The 17,497-nt window shown below is 59.2% G+C and carries 25 protein-coding genes and 1 pseudogene; all 26 read left to right on the plus strand.

The features are described from left to right. Window positions 1-13 precede the first annotated feature (13 nt). The 26 genes and pseudogenes from rplC to CXQ94_RS02665 all read left to right on the plus strand — a co-directional run bounded on the left by rplC (window position 14) and on the right by CXQ94_RS02665 (window position 17,446). A complete protein-coding gene (gene rplC / locus CXQ94_RS02540) occupies window positions 14-664 on the plus strand; it encodes a 50S ribosomal protein L3 (RefSeq protein ID WP_104086640.1) in 651 nt (216 codons plus the stop codon). 4 nt (window positions 665-668) lie between these two features. Next, window positions 669-1,262: pseudogene (gene rplD, locus CXQ94_RS02545) on the plus strand (50S ribosomal protein L4); the annotation flags it as partial. A 239-nt stretch (window positions 1,263-1,501) separates the two neighbouring features. Continuing rightward, entirely contained in the window at window positions 1,502-1,807 is a 306-nt protein-coding gene (gene rplW, locus CXQ94_RS02550) for a 50S ribosomal protein L23 (protein ID WP_104086642.1), read from the plus strand. Window positions 1,808-1,837: 30 nt separating this feature from the next. Continuing rightward, window positions 1,838-2,677: a 50S ribosomal protein L2 gene (gene rplB / locus CXQ94_RS02555; RefSeq protein ID WP_104086643.1), complete on the plus strand. Its 840-nt coding sequence runs from the start codon at window positions 1,838-1,840 to the stop codon at window positions 2,675-2,677. 12 nt (window positions 2,678-2,689) lie between these two features. Next, window positions 2,690-2,971 carry a 30S ribosomal protein S19 gene (gene rpsS / locus CXQ94_RS02560; protein ID WP_104086644.1) on the plus strand — a complete coding sequence of 94 codons (282 nt, stop codon included), beginning with the start codon at window positions 2,690-2,692 and terminating at the stop codon, window positions 2,969-2,971. A 39-nt stretch (window positions 2,972-3,010) separates the two neighbouring features. Then, window positions 3,011-3,376 carry a 50S ribosomal protein L22 gene (gene rplV, locus CXQ94_RS02565; protein WP_044576432.1) on the plus strand — a complete coding sequence of 122 codons (366 nt, stop codon included), beginning with the start codon at window positions 3,011-3,013 and terminating at the stop codon, window positions 3,374-3,376. Continuing rightward, complete coding sequence (rpsC, locus tag CXQ94_RS02570; RefSeq protein WP_104086645.1) at window positions 3,377-4,216, plus strand: 30S ribosomal protein S3; 840 nt, start codon at window positions 3,377-3,379, stop codon at window positions 4,214-4,216. Further along, complete coding sequence (rplP, locus tag CXQ94_RS02575) at window positions 4,217-4,633, plus strand: 50S ribosomal protein L16 (RefSeq protein ID WP_104086646.1); 417 nt, start codon at window positions 4,217-4,219, stop codon at window positions 4,631-4,633. A 2-nt stretch (window positions 4,634-4,635) separates the two neighbouring features. Further along, window positions 4,636-4,959, plus strand: a complete 324-nt coding sequence (rpmC, locus tag CXQ94_RS02580) for a 50S ribosomal protein L29 (RefSeq protein WP_104086647.1) — start codon at window positions 4,636-4,638, stop codon at window positions 4,957-4,959. 17 nt (window positions 4,960-4,976) lie between these two features. Continuing rightward, a complete protein-coding gene (gene rpsQ / locus CXQ94_RS02585; RefSeq protein ID WP_306418891.1) occupies window positions 4,977-5,252 on the plus strand; it encodes a 30S ribosomal protein S17 in 276 nt (91 codons plus the stop codon). A gap of 617 nt (window positions 5,253-5,869) precedes the next feature. After that, on the plus strand, window positions 5,870-6,238 hold the full coding sequence (rplN, locus tag CXQ94_RS02590; protein WP_104086794.1) for a 50S ribosomal protein L14: 369 nt from the start codon (window positions 5,870-5,872) through the stop codon (window positions 6,236-6,238). 3 nt (window positions 6,239-6,241) lie between these two features. Beyond that, window positions 6,242-6,604, plus strand: a complete 363-nt coding sequence (gene rplX, locus CXQ94_RS02595) for a 50S ribosomal protein L24 (RefSeq protein ID WP_104086648.1) — start codon at window positions 6,242-6,244, stop codon at window positions 6,602-6,604. Further along, entirely contained in the window at window positions 6,601-7,185 is a 585-nt protein-coding gene (rplE, locus tag CXQ94_RS02600; RefSeq protein ID WP_104086649.1) for a 50S ribosomal protein L5, read from the plus strand. Before rplX ends, rplE begins: the two co-directional genes overlap by 4 nt. 103 nt (window positions 7,186-7,288) lie before the next feature. Then, complete coding sequence (rpsH, locus tag CXQ94_RS02605) at window positions 7,289-7,687, plus strand: 30S ribosomal protein S8 (protein ID WP_104086650.1); 399 nt, start codon at window positions 7,289-7,291, stop codon at window positions 7,685-7,687. A 23-nt stretch (window positions 7,688-7,710) separates the two neighbouring features. Next, window positions 7,711-8,247 carry a 50S ribosomal protein L6 gene (rplF, locus tag CXQ94_RS02610; protein WP_104086651.1) on the plus strand — a complete coding sequence of 179 codons (537 nt, stop codon included), beginning with the start codon at window positions 7,711-7,713 and terminating at the stop codon, window positions 8,245-8,247. A 2-nt stretch (window positions 8,248-8,249) separates the two neighbouring features. After that, on the plus strand, window positions 8,250-8,621 hold the full coding sequence (gene rplR, locus CXQ94_RS02615) for a 50S ribosomal protein L18 (RefSeq protein ID WP_104086652.1): 372 nt from the start codon (window positions 8,250-8,252) through the stop codon (window positions 8,619-8,621). Beyond that, on the plus strand, window positions 8,618-9,325 hold the full coding sequence (gene rpsE / locus CXQ94_RS02620) for a 30S ribosomal protein S5 (RefSeq protein WP_104086653.1): 708 nt from the start codon (window positions 8,618-8,620) through the stop codon (window positions 9,323-9,325). Before rplR ends, rpsE begins: the two co-directional genes overlap by 4 nt. Then, a complete protein-coding gene (gene rpmD, locus CXQ94_RS02625; protein WP_104086654.1) occupies window positions 9,325-9,537 on the plus strand; it encodes a 50S ribosomal protein L30 in 213 nt (70 codons plus the stop codon). The genes rpsE and rpmD overlap by 1 nt, the downstream gene beginning before the upstream one ends. 1 nt (window position 9,538) lies before the next feature. Further along, window positions 9,539-10,021, plus strand: coding sequence for a 50S ribosomal protein L15 (rplO, locus tag CXQ94_RS02630; RefSeq protein WP_104086655.1), 483 nt, complete (start codon window positions 9,539-9,541; stop codon window positions 10,019-10,021). A 216-nt stretch (window positions 10,022-10,237) separates the two neighbouring features. Further along, window positions 10,238-11,563: a preprotein translocase subunit SecY gene (gene secY, locus CXQ94_RS02635; RefSeq protein ID WP_104086656.1), complete on the plus strand. Its 1,326-nt coding sequence runs from the start codon at window positions 10,238-10,240 to the stop codon at window positions 11,561-11,563. 5 nt (window positions 11,564-11,568) lie between these two features. Continuing rightward, entirely contained in the window at window positions 11,569-12,129 is a 561-nt protein-coding gene (locus tag CXQ94_RS02640) for an adenylate kinase (RefSeq protein WP_181034053.1), read from the plus strand. A 113-nt stretch (window positions 12,130-12,242) separates the two neighbouring features. Further along, window positions 12,243-13,079: a type I methionyl aminopeptidase gene (map, locus tag CXQ94_RS02645; protein WP_104086658.1), complete on the plus strand. Its 837-nt coding sequence runs from the start codon at window positions 12,243-12,245 to the stop codon at window positions 13,077-13,079. 240 nt (window positions 13,080-13,319) lie between these two features. After that, complete coding sequence (locus CXQ94_RS02650; protein WP_104086659.1) at window positions 13,320-14,120, plus strand: glycerophosphodiester phosphodiesterase family protein; 801 nt, start codon at window positions 13,320-13,322, stop codon at window positions 14,118-14,120. Continuing rightward, window positions 14,120-15,064: a carbohydrate ABC transporter permease gene (locus CXQ94_RS02655; protein WP_181034046.1), complete on the plus strand. Its 945-nt coding sequence runs from the start codon at window positions 14,120-14,122 to the stop codon at window positions 15,062-15,064. The genes CXQ94_RS02650 and CXQ94_RS02655 overlap by 1 nt, the downstream gene beginning before the upstream one ends. An 83-nt stretch (window positions 15,065-15,147) precedes the next feature. After that, complete coding sequence (locus CXQ94_RS02660) at window positions 15,148-16,032, plus strand: carbohydrate ABC transporter permease (protein WP_258066613.1); 885 nt, start codon at window positions 15,148-15,150, stop codon at window positions 16,030-16,032. Between the two features lie 55 nt (window positions 16,033-16,087). Beyond that, a complete protein-coding gene (locus CXQ94_RS02665; RefSeq protein WP_104086660.1) occupies window positions 16,088-17,446 on the plus strand; it encodes an ABC transporter substrate-binding protein in 1,359 nt (452 codons plus the stop codon). Window positions 17,447-17,497: the final 51 nt, after the last annotated feature.

Raw genomic sequence — 17,497 nt, forward strand, 5'->3', positions numbered from 1 at the left:
GTGCTGAGAAACTATGACCGCGACCCGAAATTCTAAGGGCATCCTGGGCACGAAGCTCGGCATGACCCAAGTCTGGGACGAGAACAACAAGCTTGTTCCTGTAACCGTCGTCCAGGCTGACTCAAACGTTGTCACACAGCTGCGCAACGCAGATATTGATGGCTACGTCGCCATTCAGATCGGCTACGGCCAGATCGATCCCCGCAAGGTCACCAAGCCGTTGGCTGGTCACTTTGAAAAGGCTGGCGTTACGCCTCGCCGCCACGTCGTTGAGCTGCGCACCGCAGACGCCGACACCTACACCCTCGGCCAGGAGCTCTCCGTTGAGATCTTCGAAGCCGGCCAGAAGGTCGACGTCGTCGGCACTTCAAAGGGTAAGGGTTTCGCCGGTGTTATGAAGCGTCACGGCTTCAAGGGTGCTCCGGCATCTCACGGTGCCCACAAGAACCACCGTAAGCCCGGTTCCATCGGTGGCGCGTCCACCCCAGGCCGCGTTTTCAAGGGTGTCCGTATGGCTGGCCGTATGGGTGCTGAGCGTGTCACGACCATGAACCTGACGGTTCACGGTGTAGACGCCGAGAAGTCGCTGCTGCTGATCAAGGGTGCCGTTCCCGGCGCCCGCGGCTCGGTCGTCCTGGTACGCACCGCCGTGAAGGGAGCATAAGTAAATGGCTACTGTAAAGGTTGATCTGCCTGCAGAGATCTTCGACGTTCAGACCAACGTGCCGTTGTTGCACCAGGTCGTCGTTGCTCAGCTCGCTGCTGCACGCCAGGGTACCCACAAGACCAAGACCCGCGCCGAAGTATCCGGTGCAGGCCGCAAGCCGTTCGCACAGAAGGGTACCGGCCGTGCCCGTCAGGGTTCCATCCGCGCCCCTCACATGACCGGCGGTGGCGTTGTCCACGGTCCGACCCCTCGCGACTACAGCCAGCGCACCCCCAAGAAGATGAAGGCTGCTGCACTGCGCGGCGCTCTCTCCGACAGGGCTCGCAACGGCCGTATCCACGTTCTTGCTGAATTGGTTTCCGGCACCACGCCGTCCACCAAGGCTGCCAAGGCTGCTCTCGCCGGCGTTTCCGATCGTAAGAACCTCTTGGTTGTTATCGAGCGCGCCAACGACGTTGCAGCATTGAGCGTTCGCAACATCACGAACATCCACGTTCTGTACGTTGACCAGCTCAACACCTACGACGTGCTTGTTTCTGATGACATCGTCTTCACCCAGGCAGCTTACGACGTTTTCGTCTCCGGCCGCGCCGCTGCTGAAGCATTTGCTTCCAGCATGCTGTTGGTCGAAGAAGTGATCTTCGAGAGCGATGCCGATGATGCCGAAGGCACCATCAAGGGCAACAAGGACTCCATGAAGTACCACGTGCCTGGTTCACGCTGGTATGACGCCACTGTGGCCGAGGTTTGGTTCGCAACCGTTGAGGAAGCCAAGGCCGCAGGCTTTGTTCCCGCCGGCGGCGAAGCTGCCCAGACGATTGAGGAGGACGCTAAGTGAGCGCCGTCACCATCAAGGATCCGCGCGACGTAGTGCTTGCACCCGTCGTCTCGGAAAAGAGCTACGGCTTGATCGACGAAGGTAAGTACACCTTCTTGGTTGACCCCCGCTCAAACAAGACCGAGATCAAGCTGGCCGTGGAGAAAATTTTCTCCGTCAAGGTCGACTCAGTCAACACCATCAACCGTGCCGGTAAGCGCAAGCGCACCAAATTCGGATGGGGACAGCGCAAGAGCACCAAGCGCGCCATTGTCTCCCTCAAAGAAGGCACAATCGACATCTTCGGCGGTCCGCTTTCTTAAGCGGAGACCACTTTAACGAGGAAATATACTATGGGAATCCGTAAATACAAGCCGACAACCCCGGGCCGTCGCGGCTCGAGCGTTGCCGACTTCACTGAAATCACGCGGTCGACTCCGGAGAAGTCTCTGGTTCGTCCCCTGCCCAAAAAGGGTGGCCGTAACAATACCGGTCGTATCACGACACGTCATAAGGGTGGTGGCCACAAGCGCCAGTACCGCCTCATTGACTTCCGTCGTCACGACAAAGATGGCGTAAACGCTCGCGTTGCTGAGATCGAATACGATCCCAACCGCACCGCTCGCATTGCGCTGCTGCACTACGTTGATGGCACCAAGCGTTACATCATCGCTCCGAACAAGCTCAAGCAGGGCGACTTTGTTGAAGCCGGCCCCGAGTCGGACATCAAGCCTGGCAACAACCTGCCGTTGCGCAACATCCCCGTGGGTACTGTTATCCACGCTGTGGAGCTGCGTCCCGGCGGCGGTGCCAAGATGGCCCGTTCCGCAGGAGCATCCGTTCAGCTCGTCGCCAAGGAAGGCCGCTTCGCTCAGTTGCGTCTGCCCTCCGGCGAAATCCGCAACGTTGACGTCCGCTGCCGCGCGACGATCGGCGAGGTCGGTAACGCTGAGCAGTCCAACATCAACTGGGGTAAGGCTGGCCGTATGCGCTGGAAGGGCGTACGCCCGACCGTCCGTGGTGTAGCCATGAACCCGGTTGATCACCCTCATGGTGGTGGTGAAGGTAAGACCTCCGGTGGACGTCACCCGGTCAACCCGAACGGTAAGGCCGAAGGCCGTACCCGCCGTCCCAACAAAGAGAGCGACAAGCTAATTGTTCGTCGCCGTCGTACTGGCAAGAACAAGCGATAGGAGCCTGGAGACATGCCACGTAGCCTGAAAAAGGGTCCCTTCGTTGACCAGCACCTCTTTGTAAAGGTAGCTAGGGAAAACGAACAGGGCACCAAGAACGTTATTAAGACCTGGTCACGTCGATCGATGATCATCCCGGACATGCTGGGACACACGATCGCCGTACACGATGGTCGCAAGCACATCCCCGTGTTTGTTACTGAGTCGATGGTCGGGCACAAGCTCGGCGAATTCGCCGCTACGCGGACATTCCGCGGCCATGTCAAGGACGACCGTAAGGGCAAGCGCCGCTAGGCGCTTGGCTCATACGGCTAAGACGAGAGAAGGATAGCAATGGAAGCCAAGGCAAGTGCGCGTCATCTGCGCGTTACGCCTATGAAGGCCCGGCGCGTCGTCAACCTGATTCGTGGCAAGCAGGCGAATGAGGCATTGGCGATTTTGAAGTTTGCCCCCCAGGCAGCTTCGGAGCCAGTTTTCAAGGTAGTACAGTCCGCAGTGGCTAACGCCCGCGTTCTGGCTGATCGCGACAGCATCGCGTTCAACGAAAATGATCTGTACATCAGCGAGATCTTCGTTGACGAAGGCCCGACCATGAAGCGGTTCCAACCGCGTGCTCAGGGTCGTGCGTTCCAGATCAAGAAGCGCACCAGCCACGTAACAGTGGTTGTCGCTACACCCGAGAAAGAGGAGGCTCGCTAAGTGGGACAGAAAGTAAACCCGCACGGGTTCCGTCTCGGGATCACCACGGACCACCGTTCACATTGGTTCGCGGACAGCAACAAGCCCGGTCAGCGTTACAAGGACTTCGTAAAAGAAGACATCCAGATCCGCGCACTCATGTCCACGGGCATGGACCGCGCCGGTATTTCCAAGGTTGAGATCGAGCGCACCCGTGACCGTGTACGTGTGGATATCCACACCGCACGCCCCGGTATCGTTATCGGTCGTCGTGGCGCAGAAGCAGACCGCATCCGCGGCGAGCTCGAAAAGCTCACCGGCAAGCAGGTTCAGCTGAACATCTTGGAAGTCAAGAACCCGGAAGCTGACGCTCAGCTCGTTGCCCAGGGCATCGCAGAGCAGCTGACTTCACGTGTGGCTTTCCGCCGCGCAATGAAGAAGGCCATGCAGTCCGCACAGCGCACTGGCAGCGTCAAGGGCATCCGTGTCGCTTGTGCCGGTCGCTTGGGTGGCGCTGAAATGTCACGCACCGAGTTCTACCGCGAAGGTCGTGTGCCCCTGCACACCCTGCGTGCCAACATCGATTACGGCTTCTTCGAAGCCAAGACCGTGTTCGGCCGTATTGGTGTCAAGGTCTGGATCTACAAGGGCGATGTCACGAGCAAGGAATTGGCTGCTCAGGCAGCCGCAGCCCCTGCCCGTGGCCGTGGCCCGCGTCGTGACGGCGATGACCGTGGAGCTCGCGCTCCCCGCGCCGGTGGCGACCGTCGTCGTAACGACCGCCCCGAAGCTGCTGCCGCGGTTGAGGCTCCTGTAGCTGCAGAGACTGCAGCTCCGGTAGTAGAAGGAGGACAGGCTTAAATGCTTATCCCACGTCGAGTAAAGTTCCGCAAGCAGCACCACCCGGGTCGTTCCGGTCAGGCTACTGGCGGCACCACGGTTTCGTTTGGCGAGTGGGGCATTCAGGCCCTGACGCCTGCTTACGTCACCAACCGCCAGATCGAGTCCGCTCGTATCGCCATGACTCGTCACATCAAGCGTGGCGGAAAGGTGTGGATCAACATCTACCCTGACCGTCCCTTGACGAAGAAGCCTGCCGAAACCCGCATGGGTTCCGGTAAGGGTTCGCCCGAGTGGTGGATTGCGAATGTCAAGCCCGGTCGCGTTCTCTTTGAACTCTCCGGTGTATCAGAAGAGGTAGCTCGCGAGGCATTGCGCCTGGCAATTCACAAGCTGCCGTTGAAAGCACGCATCGTGCGTCGCGAAGGTGGTGAGTAGAGATGTCAGTTGGATCTAAGGATCTTGCACCCGCACAGCTTGACGGGTTCGACAACGAGCGTCTTGTTGAAGAACTCCGCAAGGCTAAGGAAGAGCTGTTCAACCTGCGCTTCCAGTCGGCCACCGGTCAGTTGGAAAGCCACGGTCGCCTGCGCGTTGTAAAGCGTGACATCGCCCGTATCTACACAGTGATGCGTGAGCGCGAGCTGGGCATTCGCCCGGACGTCGTTGCCGCAGCACCCGTGGAGAAGGCCTCCAAGAAGGCTGACAAGGAAGCCAAGAAGGCCTCCAAGAAGGCTGAAACATCTGAGGAGGACGCCAAGTGAGCGATTCTGTAAACAACATTGAAGAAGGCGCGGATGCAGTTGTCCGCAACGAGCGCAAGAAGCTTCGCGGCTACGTCGTCTCCGACAAGATGGAAAAGACCATCGTTGTTGAGGTCGAAGACCGTGTGAAGCACGCCTTGTACGGCAAGGTTCTGCGTCGCAACAAGAAGATCAAGGCTCACGACGAAGAGAACAGCGCCGGCATCGGCGACCTGGTCATCATCGCCGAGACCCGCCCGCTCTCCGCAACCAAGCGTTTCCGCCTGGTTGAGATCGTAGAGAAGGCTAAGTAAGCCACTCACGCACTTGTGCGTGGTTGATTACTAAAGTGTTGGGCCCGTTGCCACTTGTGGCGGCGGGCCCAACGCCGTTTAACCCTCAACGTCCGACGGCTTAACCCTCAATGTCCGACGGCGTTGCTCTCCTGCGGTGGTTGGCCACCGGCGGCGAAGCCGGCATTCTCTCGGCTGCTTTCCGAGCCTCGGCCGCGGGCGGCCTCGGCTCTCCCTGACGCAGCCTACGAGAACACCCGCCCCGCCGCCGCGAGAATGCCGATACCACCGCAGGTGCGTGATGTGCGCGAAGTAACTCATTTGGCGGGCTGGCAGCGTGCCGTGTGGTAACGCCGTCGTGCTAGGATTGTTTATTGCTGCGCCTTTTCTGTGCCGCCGTTTTCGGCAGTGGCAGTGGGTGCGCAATTACCTCGTAAATGTTCGTGCCACTACAAACTGCCGTTCGGACTGCGGAATTATCCGCACAACCGGTACGGAAAGTGCAGTTGGCATGAAGTATTTAGGCGTGTTTTGGCAAAATCCAGGCACGTCGAGAGACATCCCGATCAATACGTTCCGCAAGGCTTATCCATAGATGGTTTATGGCCAAGAACCGGCGCGACGAACAGGAGACACTAGTGATTCAGCAGGAGTCGCGGCTTAAGGTCGCCGACAACACGGGTGCCAAGGAAATCTTGACAATCCGCGTTCTCGGTGGATCTGGGCGCCGCTACGCAGGCATTGGCGACACAATCGTCGCTACCGTCAAGGATGCAATTCCCGGCGGAAACGTAAAGAAGGGTGACGTCGTCAAGGCTGTCATCGTTCGCACCAAGAAGGAACGTCGTCGTTCAGACGGTTCCTACATCAAGTTCGATGAGAACGCCGCTGTGCTTCTCAAGAACGACGGGGACCCCCGTGGAACCCGTATCTTCGGCCCGGTTGGCCGTGAACTTCGGGACAAGAAGTTCATGAAGATCATCTCGTTGGCCCCGGAGGTGCTGTAACTCATGGCGAAAATCAAAAAGGGTGACCTGGTTCAGGTCATCACAGGTGGCAAGGCCGAACGTGGCGGCGACCGTGGCAAGCAGGGCAAAGTCCTGAAGGTATACACCGAGACCAACCGCGTGTTGGTTGAAGGCGTAAACCGCGTCACCAAGCACACCAAGGCTGGCCAGACGGAACGTGGCACCAACACTGGTGGCATTGAAATCGTCGAGGCTCCCATTCACATCTCAAACGTTGCTGTGGTGGACCCGTCCACCAAGAAGCCGACTCGCGTTGGTTACCGCACCGAAACCGTTGAGCGCGACGGCCGCGAGCGTCAAGTACGCATCCGTGTTGCCAAGACCTCGGGGAAGGATCTGGCATGAGCGCCGTAGTTGCAGAGAACACACCTAAGATCACGCCTCGCCTGAAGACCCGCTATGCAGGGGAAATCAAGGCGTCGCTGGTTGAGGAATTCAAGTACGCGAACGTCAACCAGGTTCCGCGCCTGGTCAAGGTCGTTGTCAACATGGGTGTTGGAGAAGCCGCTAAGGACTCCAAGATCATTGACGGCGCCGTCCGCGACCTCACAGCCATCACCGGCCAGAAGCCTCAGGTTTCCAAGGCCCGCAAGTCGATCGCACAGTTCAAGCTGCGCGAAGGCATGCCGATCGGTTGCCACGCTACGTTGCGTGGAGACCGCATGTGGGAATTCCTGGACCGCTTGGTCACGTTGGCACTGCCCCGTATCCGCGATTTCCGCGGCTTGAGCGGCAAGCAGTTCGACGGCAACGGAAACTACACCTTCGGTTTGACCGAACAGGTTATGTTCCACGAGATCGACCAGGACAACATTGACCGCGTTCGCGGCATGGACATCACTGTCGTGACCACCGCAAAGACCGATGACGAAGGCCGCGCGCTGCTTAAGGCGCTTGGCTTCCCGTTCAAATCCGAAGATAAATAATCTACGTAACAGGTCCGTTCTGCGGGTATGAAGGGTTGGCACTTGCTGCCAGCGCTTCTAATCGCCGCGAAGGAAACCGTTTCGAGGAAGGGCAAGCGCCCAAATGACAATGACAGATCCTGTCGCAGACATGCTTACGCGTCTGCGCAACGCAAACTCGGCACACCACGACACCGTGTCCATGCCGTTTAGCAAGCTCAAAGGCCACATCGCCGACATCCTCAAGGCACAGGGTTACATTGCTGCCTGGAAGGTTGAAGACGCTGAGGTTGGCAAGAAGCTGACCATCGACTTGAAGTACGGCCCCGCACGCGAGCGTTCAATCGCTGGCCTGCGCCGTATCTCCAAGCCGGGACTGCGCGTTTACGCGAAGTCCACGAACCTCCCCAACGTTTTGGGTGGTTTGGGTGTCGCAATCCTGTCGACGTCTTCTGGTCTTTTGACCGACCGTCAGGCTGCCAAGAAGGGCGTGGGTGGGGAAGTCCTCGCCTACGTCTGGTAGCAGAGAGAGAAGGGAAAGAACTTATGTCACGTATTGGACGTCTCCCCATCTCCGTGCCTGCCGGCGTTGAGGTCAAGATTGAAGACAGCCTTGTTTCCGTCAAGGGCCCGAAGGGAACGCTGGATCTCACGATCGCCAGCCCCATCACGGCAGCCATTGAAGAAAACACCATCACGGTTAGCCGCCCCAACGACGAGCGCAATTCACGTGCTCTCCACGGTTTGACTCGTACGCTCATTGACAACCTGATCATCGGTGTCACTGCTGGCTACGAGAAGAAGCTGGAAATCGTTGGTACCGGTTACCGCGTAGTTGCCAAGGGCAAGGACCTTGAGTTCGCTCTCGGTTTCAGCCACCCGGTCCTCATTGAGGCCCCGGAAGGCATCACACTGGCCGTAGAGAGCCCCACGAAGCTCTCCGTGTCAGGTATTAGCAAGCAGCAGGTGGGCGAAGTTGCTGCCAATATCCGCAAGCTGCGTAAGCCTGACCCGTACAAGGGTAAGGGTGTTCGCTACGCTGGCGAGATTATCCGTCGTAAAGTCGGAAAGGCTGGTAAGTAACCATGGCACTGTCCGTTAGAGGAAAGTCCAAGGCCGCAGCACGCGGCCGTCGTCACCTGCGCGTTCGTAAGCGCGTCAGCGGCACCACCGCGCGTCCGCGCCTGGTAGTTAACCGCTCTGCCCGTCACGTATTCGTTCAGGTCATCGATGACACCAAGGGTCTGACCCTGGCTTCGGCATCGACCCTGGAAGCAGACATGCGCGCCTTCGACGGCGACAAGACTGCCAAGGCCAAGCGCATTGGTGAGCTCGTTGCCGAGCGCGCCAAGGCTGCTGGCATTGAAGCTGTCGTTTTCGACCGCGGTGGTAACCGCTACCACGGCCGTGTTGCAGCTATCGCTGACGGCGCACGTGAAGGCGGTCTGGCACTGTGACCGAAAACATTAACAAGGAGAACACTGTGTCAGAAGCAACTGCAACTGACGGAGCGGCTGCAAAGACCGACGCCGCAGCAGCTGACGCCGGCCGTGGCCGCGGTGGCCGCGACGGTGCTCGTGGAGGCCGCGAAGGCGGTCGCGACGGCGGCCGTGGCCGTGGACGCGATGGTGGCCGCGAGGCTGAGAAGAACCAGTTCATCGAGCGCGTTGTTAACATCAACCGCGTTGCCAAGGTTGTCAAGGGTGGTCGTCGCTTCAGCTTCACCGCTCTGGTAATCGTCGGCGACGGCAACGGAATGGTTGGCGTTGGCTACGGCAAGGCTAAGGAAGTTCCCGCAGCCATTGCCAAGGGTGTTGAAGAAGCTAAGAAGTCCTTCTTCCGCGTTCCGCTCATCGGCAAGACTGTTCCGCACCGCGTACAGGGTGAAGCCGCTGCCGGCGTCGTCCTGTTGCGTCCGGCTGCAGCCGGTACCGGCGTTATCGCCGGTGGCCCGGTTCGCGCCATCCTGGAATGCGTTGGTATTCACGATGTGCTCTCGAAGTCACTCGGTTCCTCCAACGCCATCAACATTGTTCACGCAACCGTTGATGCACTGAAGCGTTTGGAAGACCCCAAGGCTGTTGCGGCTCGCCGCGGCTTGCCCTTGGACGAGGTTGCTCCGGCCGTTCTGTTGCGCAACATGCAAAAGGCAGGTCTGTAATGACTACACCGAAGAACATTAAGGTTTCCGAGAACAAGCTGGAAATCACTCAGATCCGGGGCGTCGTTGGCGCCAAGCAGTTCCAGAAGGACACCCTTCGTTCACTGGGTCTCAAGCGTATCGGTCACACCGTGACTCGCACCGCTGACGCAGTGACCGCAGGCATGGTCAACACGGTTCCGCACCTGATCAAGGTTGAGGAGACTAAGTAAAGTGGCTGCTGAGAAGAAGACTGTAGAAACTGCTGAGAAGCAGAATGCACTGAAGGTCCACCACCTGCGTCCCGCACCCGGCGCCAAGACGGCTAAAACCCGTGTTGGCCGTGGTGAGGGTTCCAAGGGTAAGACCGCAGGCCGCGGTACCAAGGGTACCAAGGCTCGCTACCAGATCAAGGCTGGCTTTGCCGGCGGCCAGTTGCCGCTGCACATGCGCTTGCCGAAGCTGCGTGGCTTCAAGAACCCGTTCCGCGTTGAGTTCCAGGTTGTAAACCTGGACAAGCTGAACGAGCTCTTCCCCGAGGGTGGCGTTGTCACCGTCGAGACTCTGGTTGAGAAGGGTGCCGTTCGCAAGAACCAGCTCGTCAAGGTGCTGGGCACCGGCGACATCACCGTCAAGGTTGATATCTCCGCTCATGCATTCTCCACCAGTGCCGTTGAAAAGATCACTGCCGCAGGTGGAACCACCACCGGACTGTAAAAAGTTCAAGATGTGCAGATCTAGCGATTAGACTCTTGACGGGCGGAGCATAAGTTCCGCCCGCCAGGAGTCTTTTGCGTATCCGGTGGTTTTTTGCCGCCATCGTTTCTGGACGGATTTCAATTCCGGTTTCAGTGCGAGACAGATCACCCACTAGAATCTTTCCTTGGGCTTCAATTGTGAACCCACCTTCATCACTACACATCAGGAGGACGCTTGCTTACCGCATTTGGCCGCGCCTTTCGCACGCCTGATCTGCGACGCAAGTTGTTGTTCACGCTGGGAATCCTCGCTATCTTCCGCTTGGGTGCGTTTATCCCCTCGCCCGGAGTTGACTACCGAAATGTCCAACAGTGCGTGAATGCTGCTGACACAAGCCAGGGTATTTACCAGCTTGTGAATTTGTTCAGCGGCGGCGCCTTGCTTCAGGTTTCCATCTTCGCTTTGGGAATCATGCCCTACATCACCGCGAGCATCATTGTTCAGCTCCTGCGCGTGGTTATTCCCCGGTTCCAGGAACTTCACCTTGAAGGTGCCCAGGGCCAGGGCCTGCTAACCCAGTACACGCGCTACCTGACAATTGCCTTGGGTCTCCTCAATGCCACCACGTTGGTAACGCTTGCCCGCTCCGGTCAGCTGTTTGCCGGTTGTGGTGCTGCTGGCAGCGCCACCCCGTTGATTCCCAATGACAGCCTGATTACGATCTTGCTGCTGATCATCACCTTGACAGCAGGATCCGGACTGATCATGTGGATGGGCGAGCTCGTCACCGAAAAGGGTGTCGGAAACGGCATGTCCTTGCTGATCTTCACGGCCATCGCCGCTCAGTTCCCGACCTCCTTGGGTGCAATCTTGAAGACTCAGGGCTGGGGCACATTCCTGCTTGTCATGGCCATCGGCCTAGTGGTTGTTGCCCTCGTAGTGTTTGTTGAACAGTCTCAGCGCCGCGTCCCTGTTCAGTACGCAAAGCGCATGATCGGTCGCCGCACCATGGGCGGCACCAGCACGTACATCCCGATCAAGGTCAACATGGCCGGCGTTATTCCTGTCATCTTTGCCTCCTCGATGCTGTACCTGCCAGCGTTGCTGGCTCAGTTCGCCACACCAAAAAACGGTGGAAATGTTCCGGGCTGGGTTGAATGGATCAACAACTACCTCACACGTGGCGATCACCCGGTCTACATGTTGATGTATTTCCTGCTGACCATTGGCTTTACCTACTTCTATGTCGCGATCACCTTCAACCCTGAAGAGGTCTCCGACAATATGAAGAAGTACGGCGGGTTCATTCCCGGTATTCGTGCCGGCAAGCCCACCCAAGATTACTTGCAGTACGTTATTTCTCGAATCACCCTGCCGGGATCGCTCTACCTGGGCATCGTTGCCCTGATCCCGCTCATTGCCTTGGTCTTGATCGGGGCAAACCAGAACTTCCCGTTCGGCGGCACGTCGATCCTGATTATTGTTGGAGTCGGGTTGGAGACGGTCAAGCAGATTGATGCACAGCTCCAGCAGCGCCACTACGAAGGGTTATTGCGATGACAAGAATGCTGATCATTGGACCTCCCGGGTCAGGTAAAGGAACACAGGCCGAGCGCATCTGCGTCGAACTGGGGATTGTTGCCATTTCTACCGGCGACATCTTCCGTGCCAATGTCAAGGGCGAAACCCCCTTGGGCCTGGAAGCAAAGAAGTACATCGACAACGGTGACTTTGTTCCTGACAGCGTGACCAACCGGATGGTTCGTGACCGGCTTGCCCAGGACGACGTCGCAAATGGCTTCCTCCTGGACGGCTACCCGCGCACCAGCGGCCAGGTGGACGAACTCGATGACATTTTGGCGCAGGCGCACGTGAAACTTGACGTAGTTGTCCAGCTGACCGCCGACGACGAGGAACTGGTACGGCGTCTGTTGGGCCGGGCCCTGGAAACCGGACGCACCGACGACAACGAAAAGGTCATCCGTCACCGGCTTGACCTCTACCGTGAGCAGACCGAAGTGGTAGTTGCCCGCTATGCGGAGCGCGGCATTCTTGCCAAGGTCGACGGGCTCGGGGACATGGATGATGTCACCAAGCGCATCATGGAAGCCATCAAGAACGTCTAGCTAACGTGCACCACAGTTTTGCCGGTACGAACGTTGTACCGACCTGATAGGAGGGCTCCTTCCCGCAGTATGGGAAGGAGCCCTCAAACTTTTTCAAGTGAAGGGATCCCGCCATGGCGTTTGGCCAGCAACGGATTGAATACAAAACCATTGACCAGATGCGCATCATGCATCGCAGTGGCCTCATCCTTGATGATGCCCTGAACCAAACCATTGCTGCCGTTCGTCCCGGGATCACCACAGGGGAGCTTGACGCAATCTTCGCCGCCCTGCTGAAAAAGGCCGGTGCCACCTCGAACTTCCTCGGCTACCACGGCTTCCCGGCATCGATCTGCGCCTCGGTCAATGAGGAAGTCGTTCACGGCATTCCTGGCGCCCGCGTCCTGGAGGCCGGAGACATCATCTCCATCGACGGTGGTGCAGTTGTGGAAGGCTGGCACTCGGATTCCGCCCGGACCACCATTGTCGGTGGAGCCGCCGCTGAGGACCCGAAGGACCGCCGCCTGAGCGACATCACCGAGGAAAGCATGTGGCGGGGGATCGCCGCGATGGCCAGTGCCAAATACATTGGGGACATCGGAGACGCCATCGACGAATATGTCACCTCACAGCAGGGGCCAGAACTCGGCATCCTTGAGGACTATGTGGGCCACGGAATTGGCTCGGCCATGCATATGGCTCCGGATGTCCTCAACTACAGCTCCAAGCACCGCGGGCCCAAGCTCAAGCCCGGCATGTGCCTTGCCCTGGAGCCCATGCTGGTGCGCGGTGGACTGGAAACCAAGACCCTCGCCGATGATTGGACAGTGGTAACGGTCGATAAGTCCCGCGCCGCGCATTGGGAGCACTCAGTCGCGGTCCATGCCAAGGGCATTTGGGTGCTGACCGCGGCCGACGGCGGGGCGGAGCGCCTTGCGCCGTTAGGCGTCGTCCCGGTGCCACTGGGATAGTCCCCACTTGCCGGCCCAAATAAATCGCTGGCGCGATTTCTTTGGGAACCTGGCAAGCGGGGGCCCAACAATTCGGTACAGACAATTGGGTCCCTCTGGCGTGTGGGCCCAGAAGTCGGCTCCAACATCGTGTTCCCCGGATCTTGCGAATTTTTCGCCAGGTCTGGGGAACAACTGTTTAACCTCTCGTTCACTTCCGTCCACTTTCCGGACACCAAAGGCCGAAGAAGGTTGCCTACCGTGGTCAATGAGACCACGGCAGGCACTGCAACACAGCAGGCCGGACCGCCGTGGCACCAATTCGAGAGGGTGCCAAAGCATATGCGCATCTATGCCCACAGAGGGGTTTCCGCACACTACCCAGAGAACACTCTGGCGGCCTTTGCCAAGGCGATCGATCTTGGAGTTGAGGGCATTGAACTAGATGTCCACGTCTCCGGTGACGGGATTGCAGTTGTCATCCATGACGAGAGCGTGGACCGGACCACCAACGGGATTGGCTCGGTGTCGGACTTTACCGCCAAGCAGCTCGGTCTGCTCGACGCCGGTCACCGGCAGCACGTGCCCACTCTGGAGGCTGTCCTGGCCCTCGCGGCAGGCAAGGTGCGGGTCAACATTGAACTCAAGGACATTGCCGCCGTCGGCCCAGTGTTGAAAGTGGGATCCGCCCACCCAGACCTTGACTGGTTTGCGTCCTCGAGTGACTGGGATGCGCTGGCCGAAATGGCGCGGCTGGCCCCCGGCGCCGATTGCTACCCGACCACCCTAGGCGTGGCAGTCAACCCCGATGGCCAAGGAACGCTCGAAGACGCGGCGGAGTTCGCTGCCAGACTCAAGGGAACCGGGGTGTCCGTTTGGGAAGGGTGCCTTGATCTCAGGACTATTGAGGGAATCCACGCGCGAGGCTTGGAGGTGTGGGCATGGACTGTCAACGACCCCGCCCGAGCCAGAGAACTTTTGGATCTCGGCGTTGATGCCCTCTGCACCGATGATCCCCTCCTCATTCGCAACTCGCTCGCAACACTGCCGCTGGGCCGGTAATGGTCGTTACACACAGCGCCGCCCGCGGTACAGGCAGCCTGCCCGCACCGCCACCTAAGAAGCATCACTCAGCGCGTGTGCGCAGGGAGGCCTGGGTGTTTTTGGCCCTGGCCCTGCCGAATCTGCTGCTGATTGCGTTCTTCACATATCGGCCCCTGCTCGTGAACATGTACTACTCCACCCTGGATTGGACCCTGGGCTCCACAGACGCCACAGTGGTGGGGCTGGGCAACTATCTGGAGTTCTTCACCTCCGGCGACGCCGGATCGGTGCTGGGCACCACGGCCGTATTCACACTTGCCACAGTAGGCGGGTCCATGATCTTGGGCCTGGCCGTTGCCGTGGCCCTGAATCAGAAGATACCCGGCCGCACAGTGGCACGGTCGGCCGTGTTCGCCCCTTATGTCCTCTCGGGAGTCGGCGTGGGCATGGTCTGGCTGTTCATCTTTGACCCCGTCTACGGTGTTCTCTCGTGGGTCTTGCGGGGAGTTGGGCTGGCCAGCCCACAGTGGATCAACGACCCCAATCTTTCCTTGCTGATGGTCATCATTGTCTACGTCTGGAAGAACTTGGGCTATTGCGCCATCGTGTACCTGGCAGGCCTGCAATCCATGCCACAGGACGTCCTGGAGGCGGCAGCCCTCGATGGGGCAGGCCCCATCCGGCGGTTCTTCCTGGTCGTCTTCCCACTGCTATCGCCGACCACCTTTTTCCTGCTCATCACCAGCTTGCTGAGCTCACTTCAGGCCTTCGACATCATCAAGATCATGACGCCCACTGGCAACGGAACGGGCACGTTGATCTTCGAGGCGTACCTGCAGGCATTCGGCGCCTACAACAGGGCCGGCTATTCGGCCGCCATCTCGGTGGTGCTGTTTGTGCTGCTGCTGGTCATGACGGGGTTACAACTACGCTTCGTTGAACGAAAGGTGCACTACGCGTGAGCACCCAAATCACTGTCAGCGCCGACGTCGGGCCCCTGGTTCGCCAACACAACGCCCGAGGCCCCTCTGGCGAAGCCCAAAGCCTGCCGGGACCTTCGGGACCGCGGGGGACTGGCCGTCGCTCGCATGCCCTTTCATGGGGCAATCTGGCCCGGACAATTGCCACCGGCTATCTGCCCCTCATCCTTGCCACGCTGGTAGTCGTGGCGCCACTGGCCTGGATGGTGATCTCTTCGTTGAAGGGGCCCGGCGAGATCATCACCACGGATCTCACCGTGCTGCCACGCAATCCAACGCTTGATAACTACGCGCAAGCGGCCACCACTGTGCCATTTGTCCGATTCTTCATCAACAGCGTGGTGGTCACCGTAGTCGGCTCAACCATCAAATGCCTTCTGGCGATTCTGACCGCTTACGCTCTGGTCTTTGTTCGGTTCCCGTTCAAACGGGCCATCTTCCTGGCCATTCTGGTGGCTCTGATGGTTCCGCCCCAGGTGTCGGTGCTGCCCAACTACATCTTCATTGCCGGACTGGACGGATTGAACACGTATTGGGGAATCATCCTGCCCGGACTGGGCACCGCATTTGGCACCTTCCTGCTGCGCCAGCACTTCCTGACATTGCCGCCCTCCATCTTGGAGGCTGCCGAGATAGACGGGGCTGGACACCTGCGCCGCCTATGGCAGGTGGTGGTTCCCATCTCCGGGCCCAGCATCGCAACAGTGGCGTTGGTGACAGTGGTGGGCGAATGGAATGACTACATTTGGCCGCTCATCGTCACCGACAAGCCGGAGATGATGACCCTGCCCGTGGGCCTGACACTGCTCGCCAACAGCGACTCCACAGCACAGGCATGGGGTGTGCTCATGGCGGGGGCCGTGATTGTGATCGTCCCCATCCTGATCGTTTTCGCCGCACTCCAGCGATTCATCGTCGACGGGCTCACTCAGGGCTCCGTCACCGGATAACAAAAACCAATTTTCCCTTCCCGCAAGCCGTTCCTTAAAGAAAGAGAAATTCACCATGTCACGAACTCTAAATCGCCGAAACTTCTTCGCCGTCACAGGCCTTGGTCTCGGCACCGCTGCGTTGGCTGCCTGTGGAGGCCCCAGCACAGCAGGCACCGCTGTCACCTCAGCGGGCACCGATTGGTCCAAGGTGACACCCGCCGCCAAAATCACGTTCATGTCCAGCCACCCCGGCAAGTCAGCGGACATCGAGGCGGCACTCATCAAGGACTTTGAGTCGGCCAACCCCGGCATCAAGGTCGATCTGGTAACCGGTGGCGCCAACTACGAGGAGGTCGCCCAGAAGTTCCAGACTGCCCAGGCAGGCAACAACGTGCCCGACGTCGTCGTGGCTTCAGATGTTTGGTGGTTCCGCTACGCCATTGCCGACACCGTGGTGCCGATGGATGATCTCCTGAAGGCAGTAGGGGACAAGACTGCAGGATTCAATGCAACACTCTTCGGTGACTACAACTACACCGACAAGCACTGGGCCGTACCCTACGCGCGCTCCACCCCATTGTTCTACTACAACAAGGATCACTTCAAAGCCGCCGGCCTGCCGGACCGCGCCCCCACCACATGGGACGAATTTGCTACCTGGGCACCCAAGATTCAGGCCGCAAATGCCAGCAAGCCGGGCTACCAGCACGCCTACCAGTACCCTGCGCTGGCCGGCTATGCGGGATGGACACTCCAGAACGTGTTGTGGGGTCAAGGCGGCGGCTGGTCCAAGGAATGGGACTTGACGGCAAATTCGGCACCATCTGTGAAGGCGATGACTTGGGTGCAGGACACCATCGTCAAAGACGGCTGGGCCGGGGTGTCCTCCAAGGACGCCGTCTCGGACATGACAGCTGGCGCAATCAGTGCCACCGTAAGCTCCACCGGCGACCTGGTGGGAACCCTCAAGGCGGCCCAAACGGCCAACATGAACATCGGTGTCGGGTTCCTGCCCGGCGGCTCCGTATCAGCCTCGCCAGTATGCCCCACGGGCGGTGCCGGACTGGTCATCGCCGCCAAGACGTCTCCCGAACGGCAGCTGGCCGCAGCCACGTTCGTATCCTTTATGACCAACGCCGCCAACACCGCAAAATTCTCCGCCGCAACAGGCTACATGCCGGTGCGCACGGATGCGGACATGTCGGCGGTGTTGGCAACCACGCCACAGATTCAGGTGGCACTGGACCAATTGAAGGTCACGCGCAGCCAAGACTACGGCCGGGTATTTTTGCCCGGCGCGGATTTGGAAATGGCCAACGCCGCAGCGAAGATCATGAACGAAAAGGCCGATGTCGCCACCACCCTCGGCGCCCTCCAAGACAAGCTTGATGGCATCTACAACAAGACGGTGAAGCCCAAGCTGAAGAGCTGATCCAGCACGCCTGCCGGGACCTGGATGCGAAATGGGCTCCCGGCCATCCAT

It is taken from the genome of Arthrobacter sp. GMC3, assembly GCF_002929305.1.
Lineage (GTDB): Bacteria > Actinomycetota > Actinomycetes > Actinomycetales > Micrococcaceae > Specibacter.

Excerpts from the sequence above, each read along its gene's own strand:
- rplC (WP_104086640.1), top strand. The coding sequence starts at position 14 with ATGACCGCGACCCGAAATTCTAAGGGCATCCTGGGCACGAAGCTCGGC.
- rplB (WP_104086643.1), top strand. The coding sequence starts at position 1,838 with ATGGGAATCCGTAAATACAAGCCGACAACCCCGGGCCGTCGCGGCTCG.
- rpsS (WP_104086644.1), top strand. The coding sequence starts at position 2,690 with ATGCCACGTAGCCTGAAAAAGGGTCCCTTCGTTGACCAGCACCTCTTT.
- rplV (WP_044576432.1), top strand. The coding sequence starts at position 3,011 with ATGGAAGCCAAGGCAAGTGCGCGTCATCTGCGCGTTACGCCTATGAAG.
- rplP (WP_104086646.1), top strand. The coding sequence starts at position 4,217 with ATGCTTATCCCACGTCGAGTAAAGTTCCGCAAGCAGCACCACCCGGGT.
- rpmC (WP_104086647.1), top strand. The coding sequence starts at position 4,636 with ATGTCAGTTGGATCTAAGGATCTTGCACCCGCACAGCTTGACGGGTTC.
- rplX (WP_104086648.1), top strand. The coding sequence starts at position 6,242 with ATGGCGAAAATCAAAAAGGGTGACCTGGTTCAGGTCATCACAGGTGGC.
- rplE (WP_104086649.1), top strand. The coding sequence starts at position 6,601 with ATGAGCGCCGTAGTTGCAGAGAACACACCTAAGATCACGCCTCGCCTG.
- rpsH (WP_104086650.1), top strand. The coding sequence starts at position 7,289 with ATGACAATGACAGATCCTGTCGCAGACATGCTTACGCGTCTGCGCAAC.
- rplF (WP_104086651.1), top strand. The coding sequence starts at position 7,711 with ATGTCACGTATTGGACGTCTCCCCATCTCCGTGCCTGCCGGCGTTGAG.
- rplR (WP_104086652.1), top strand. The coding sequence starts at position 8,250 with ATGGCACTGTCCGTTAGAGGAAAGTCCAAGGCCGCAGCACGCGGCCGT.
- rpmD (WP_104086654.1), top strand. The coding sequence starts at position 9,325 with ATGACTACACCGAAGAACATTAAGGTTTCCGAGAACAAGCTGGAAATC.
- CXQ94_RS02640 (WP_181034053.1), top strand. The coding sequence starts at position 11,569 with ATGCTGATCATTGGACCTCCCGGGTCAGGTAAAGGAACACAGGCCGAG.
- map (WP_104086658.1), top strand. The coding sequence starts at position 12,243 with ATGGCGTTTGGCCAGCAACGGATTGAATACAAAACCATTGACCAGATG.
- CXQ94_RS02655 (WP_181034046.1), top strand. The coding sequence starts at position 14,120 with ATGGTCGTTACACACAGCGCCGCCCGCGGTACAGGCAGCCTGCCCGCA.
- CXQ94_RS02665 (WP_104086660.1), top strand. The coding sequence starts at position 16,088 with ATGTCACGAACTCTAAATCGCCGAAACTTCTTCGCCGTCACAGGCCTT.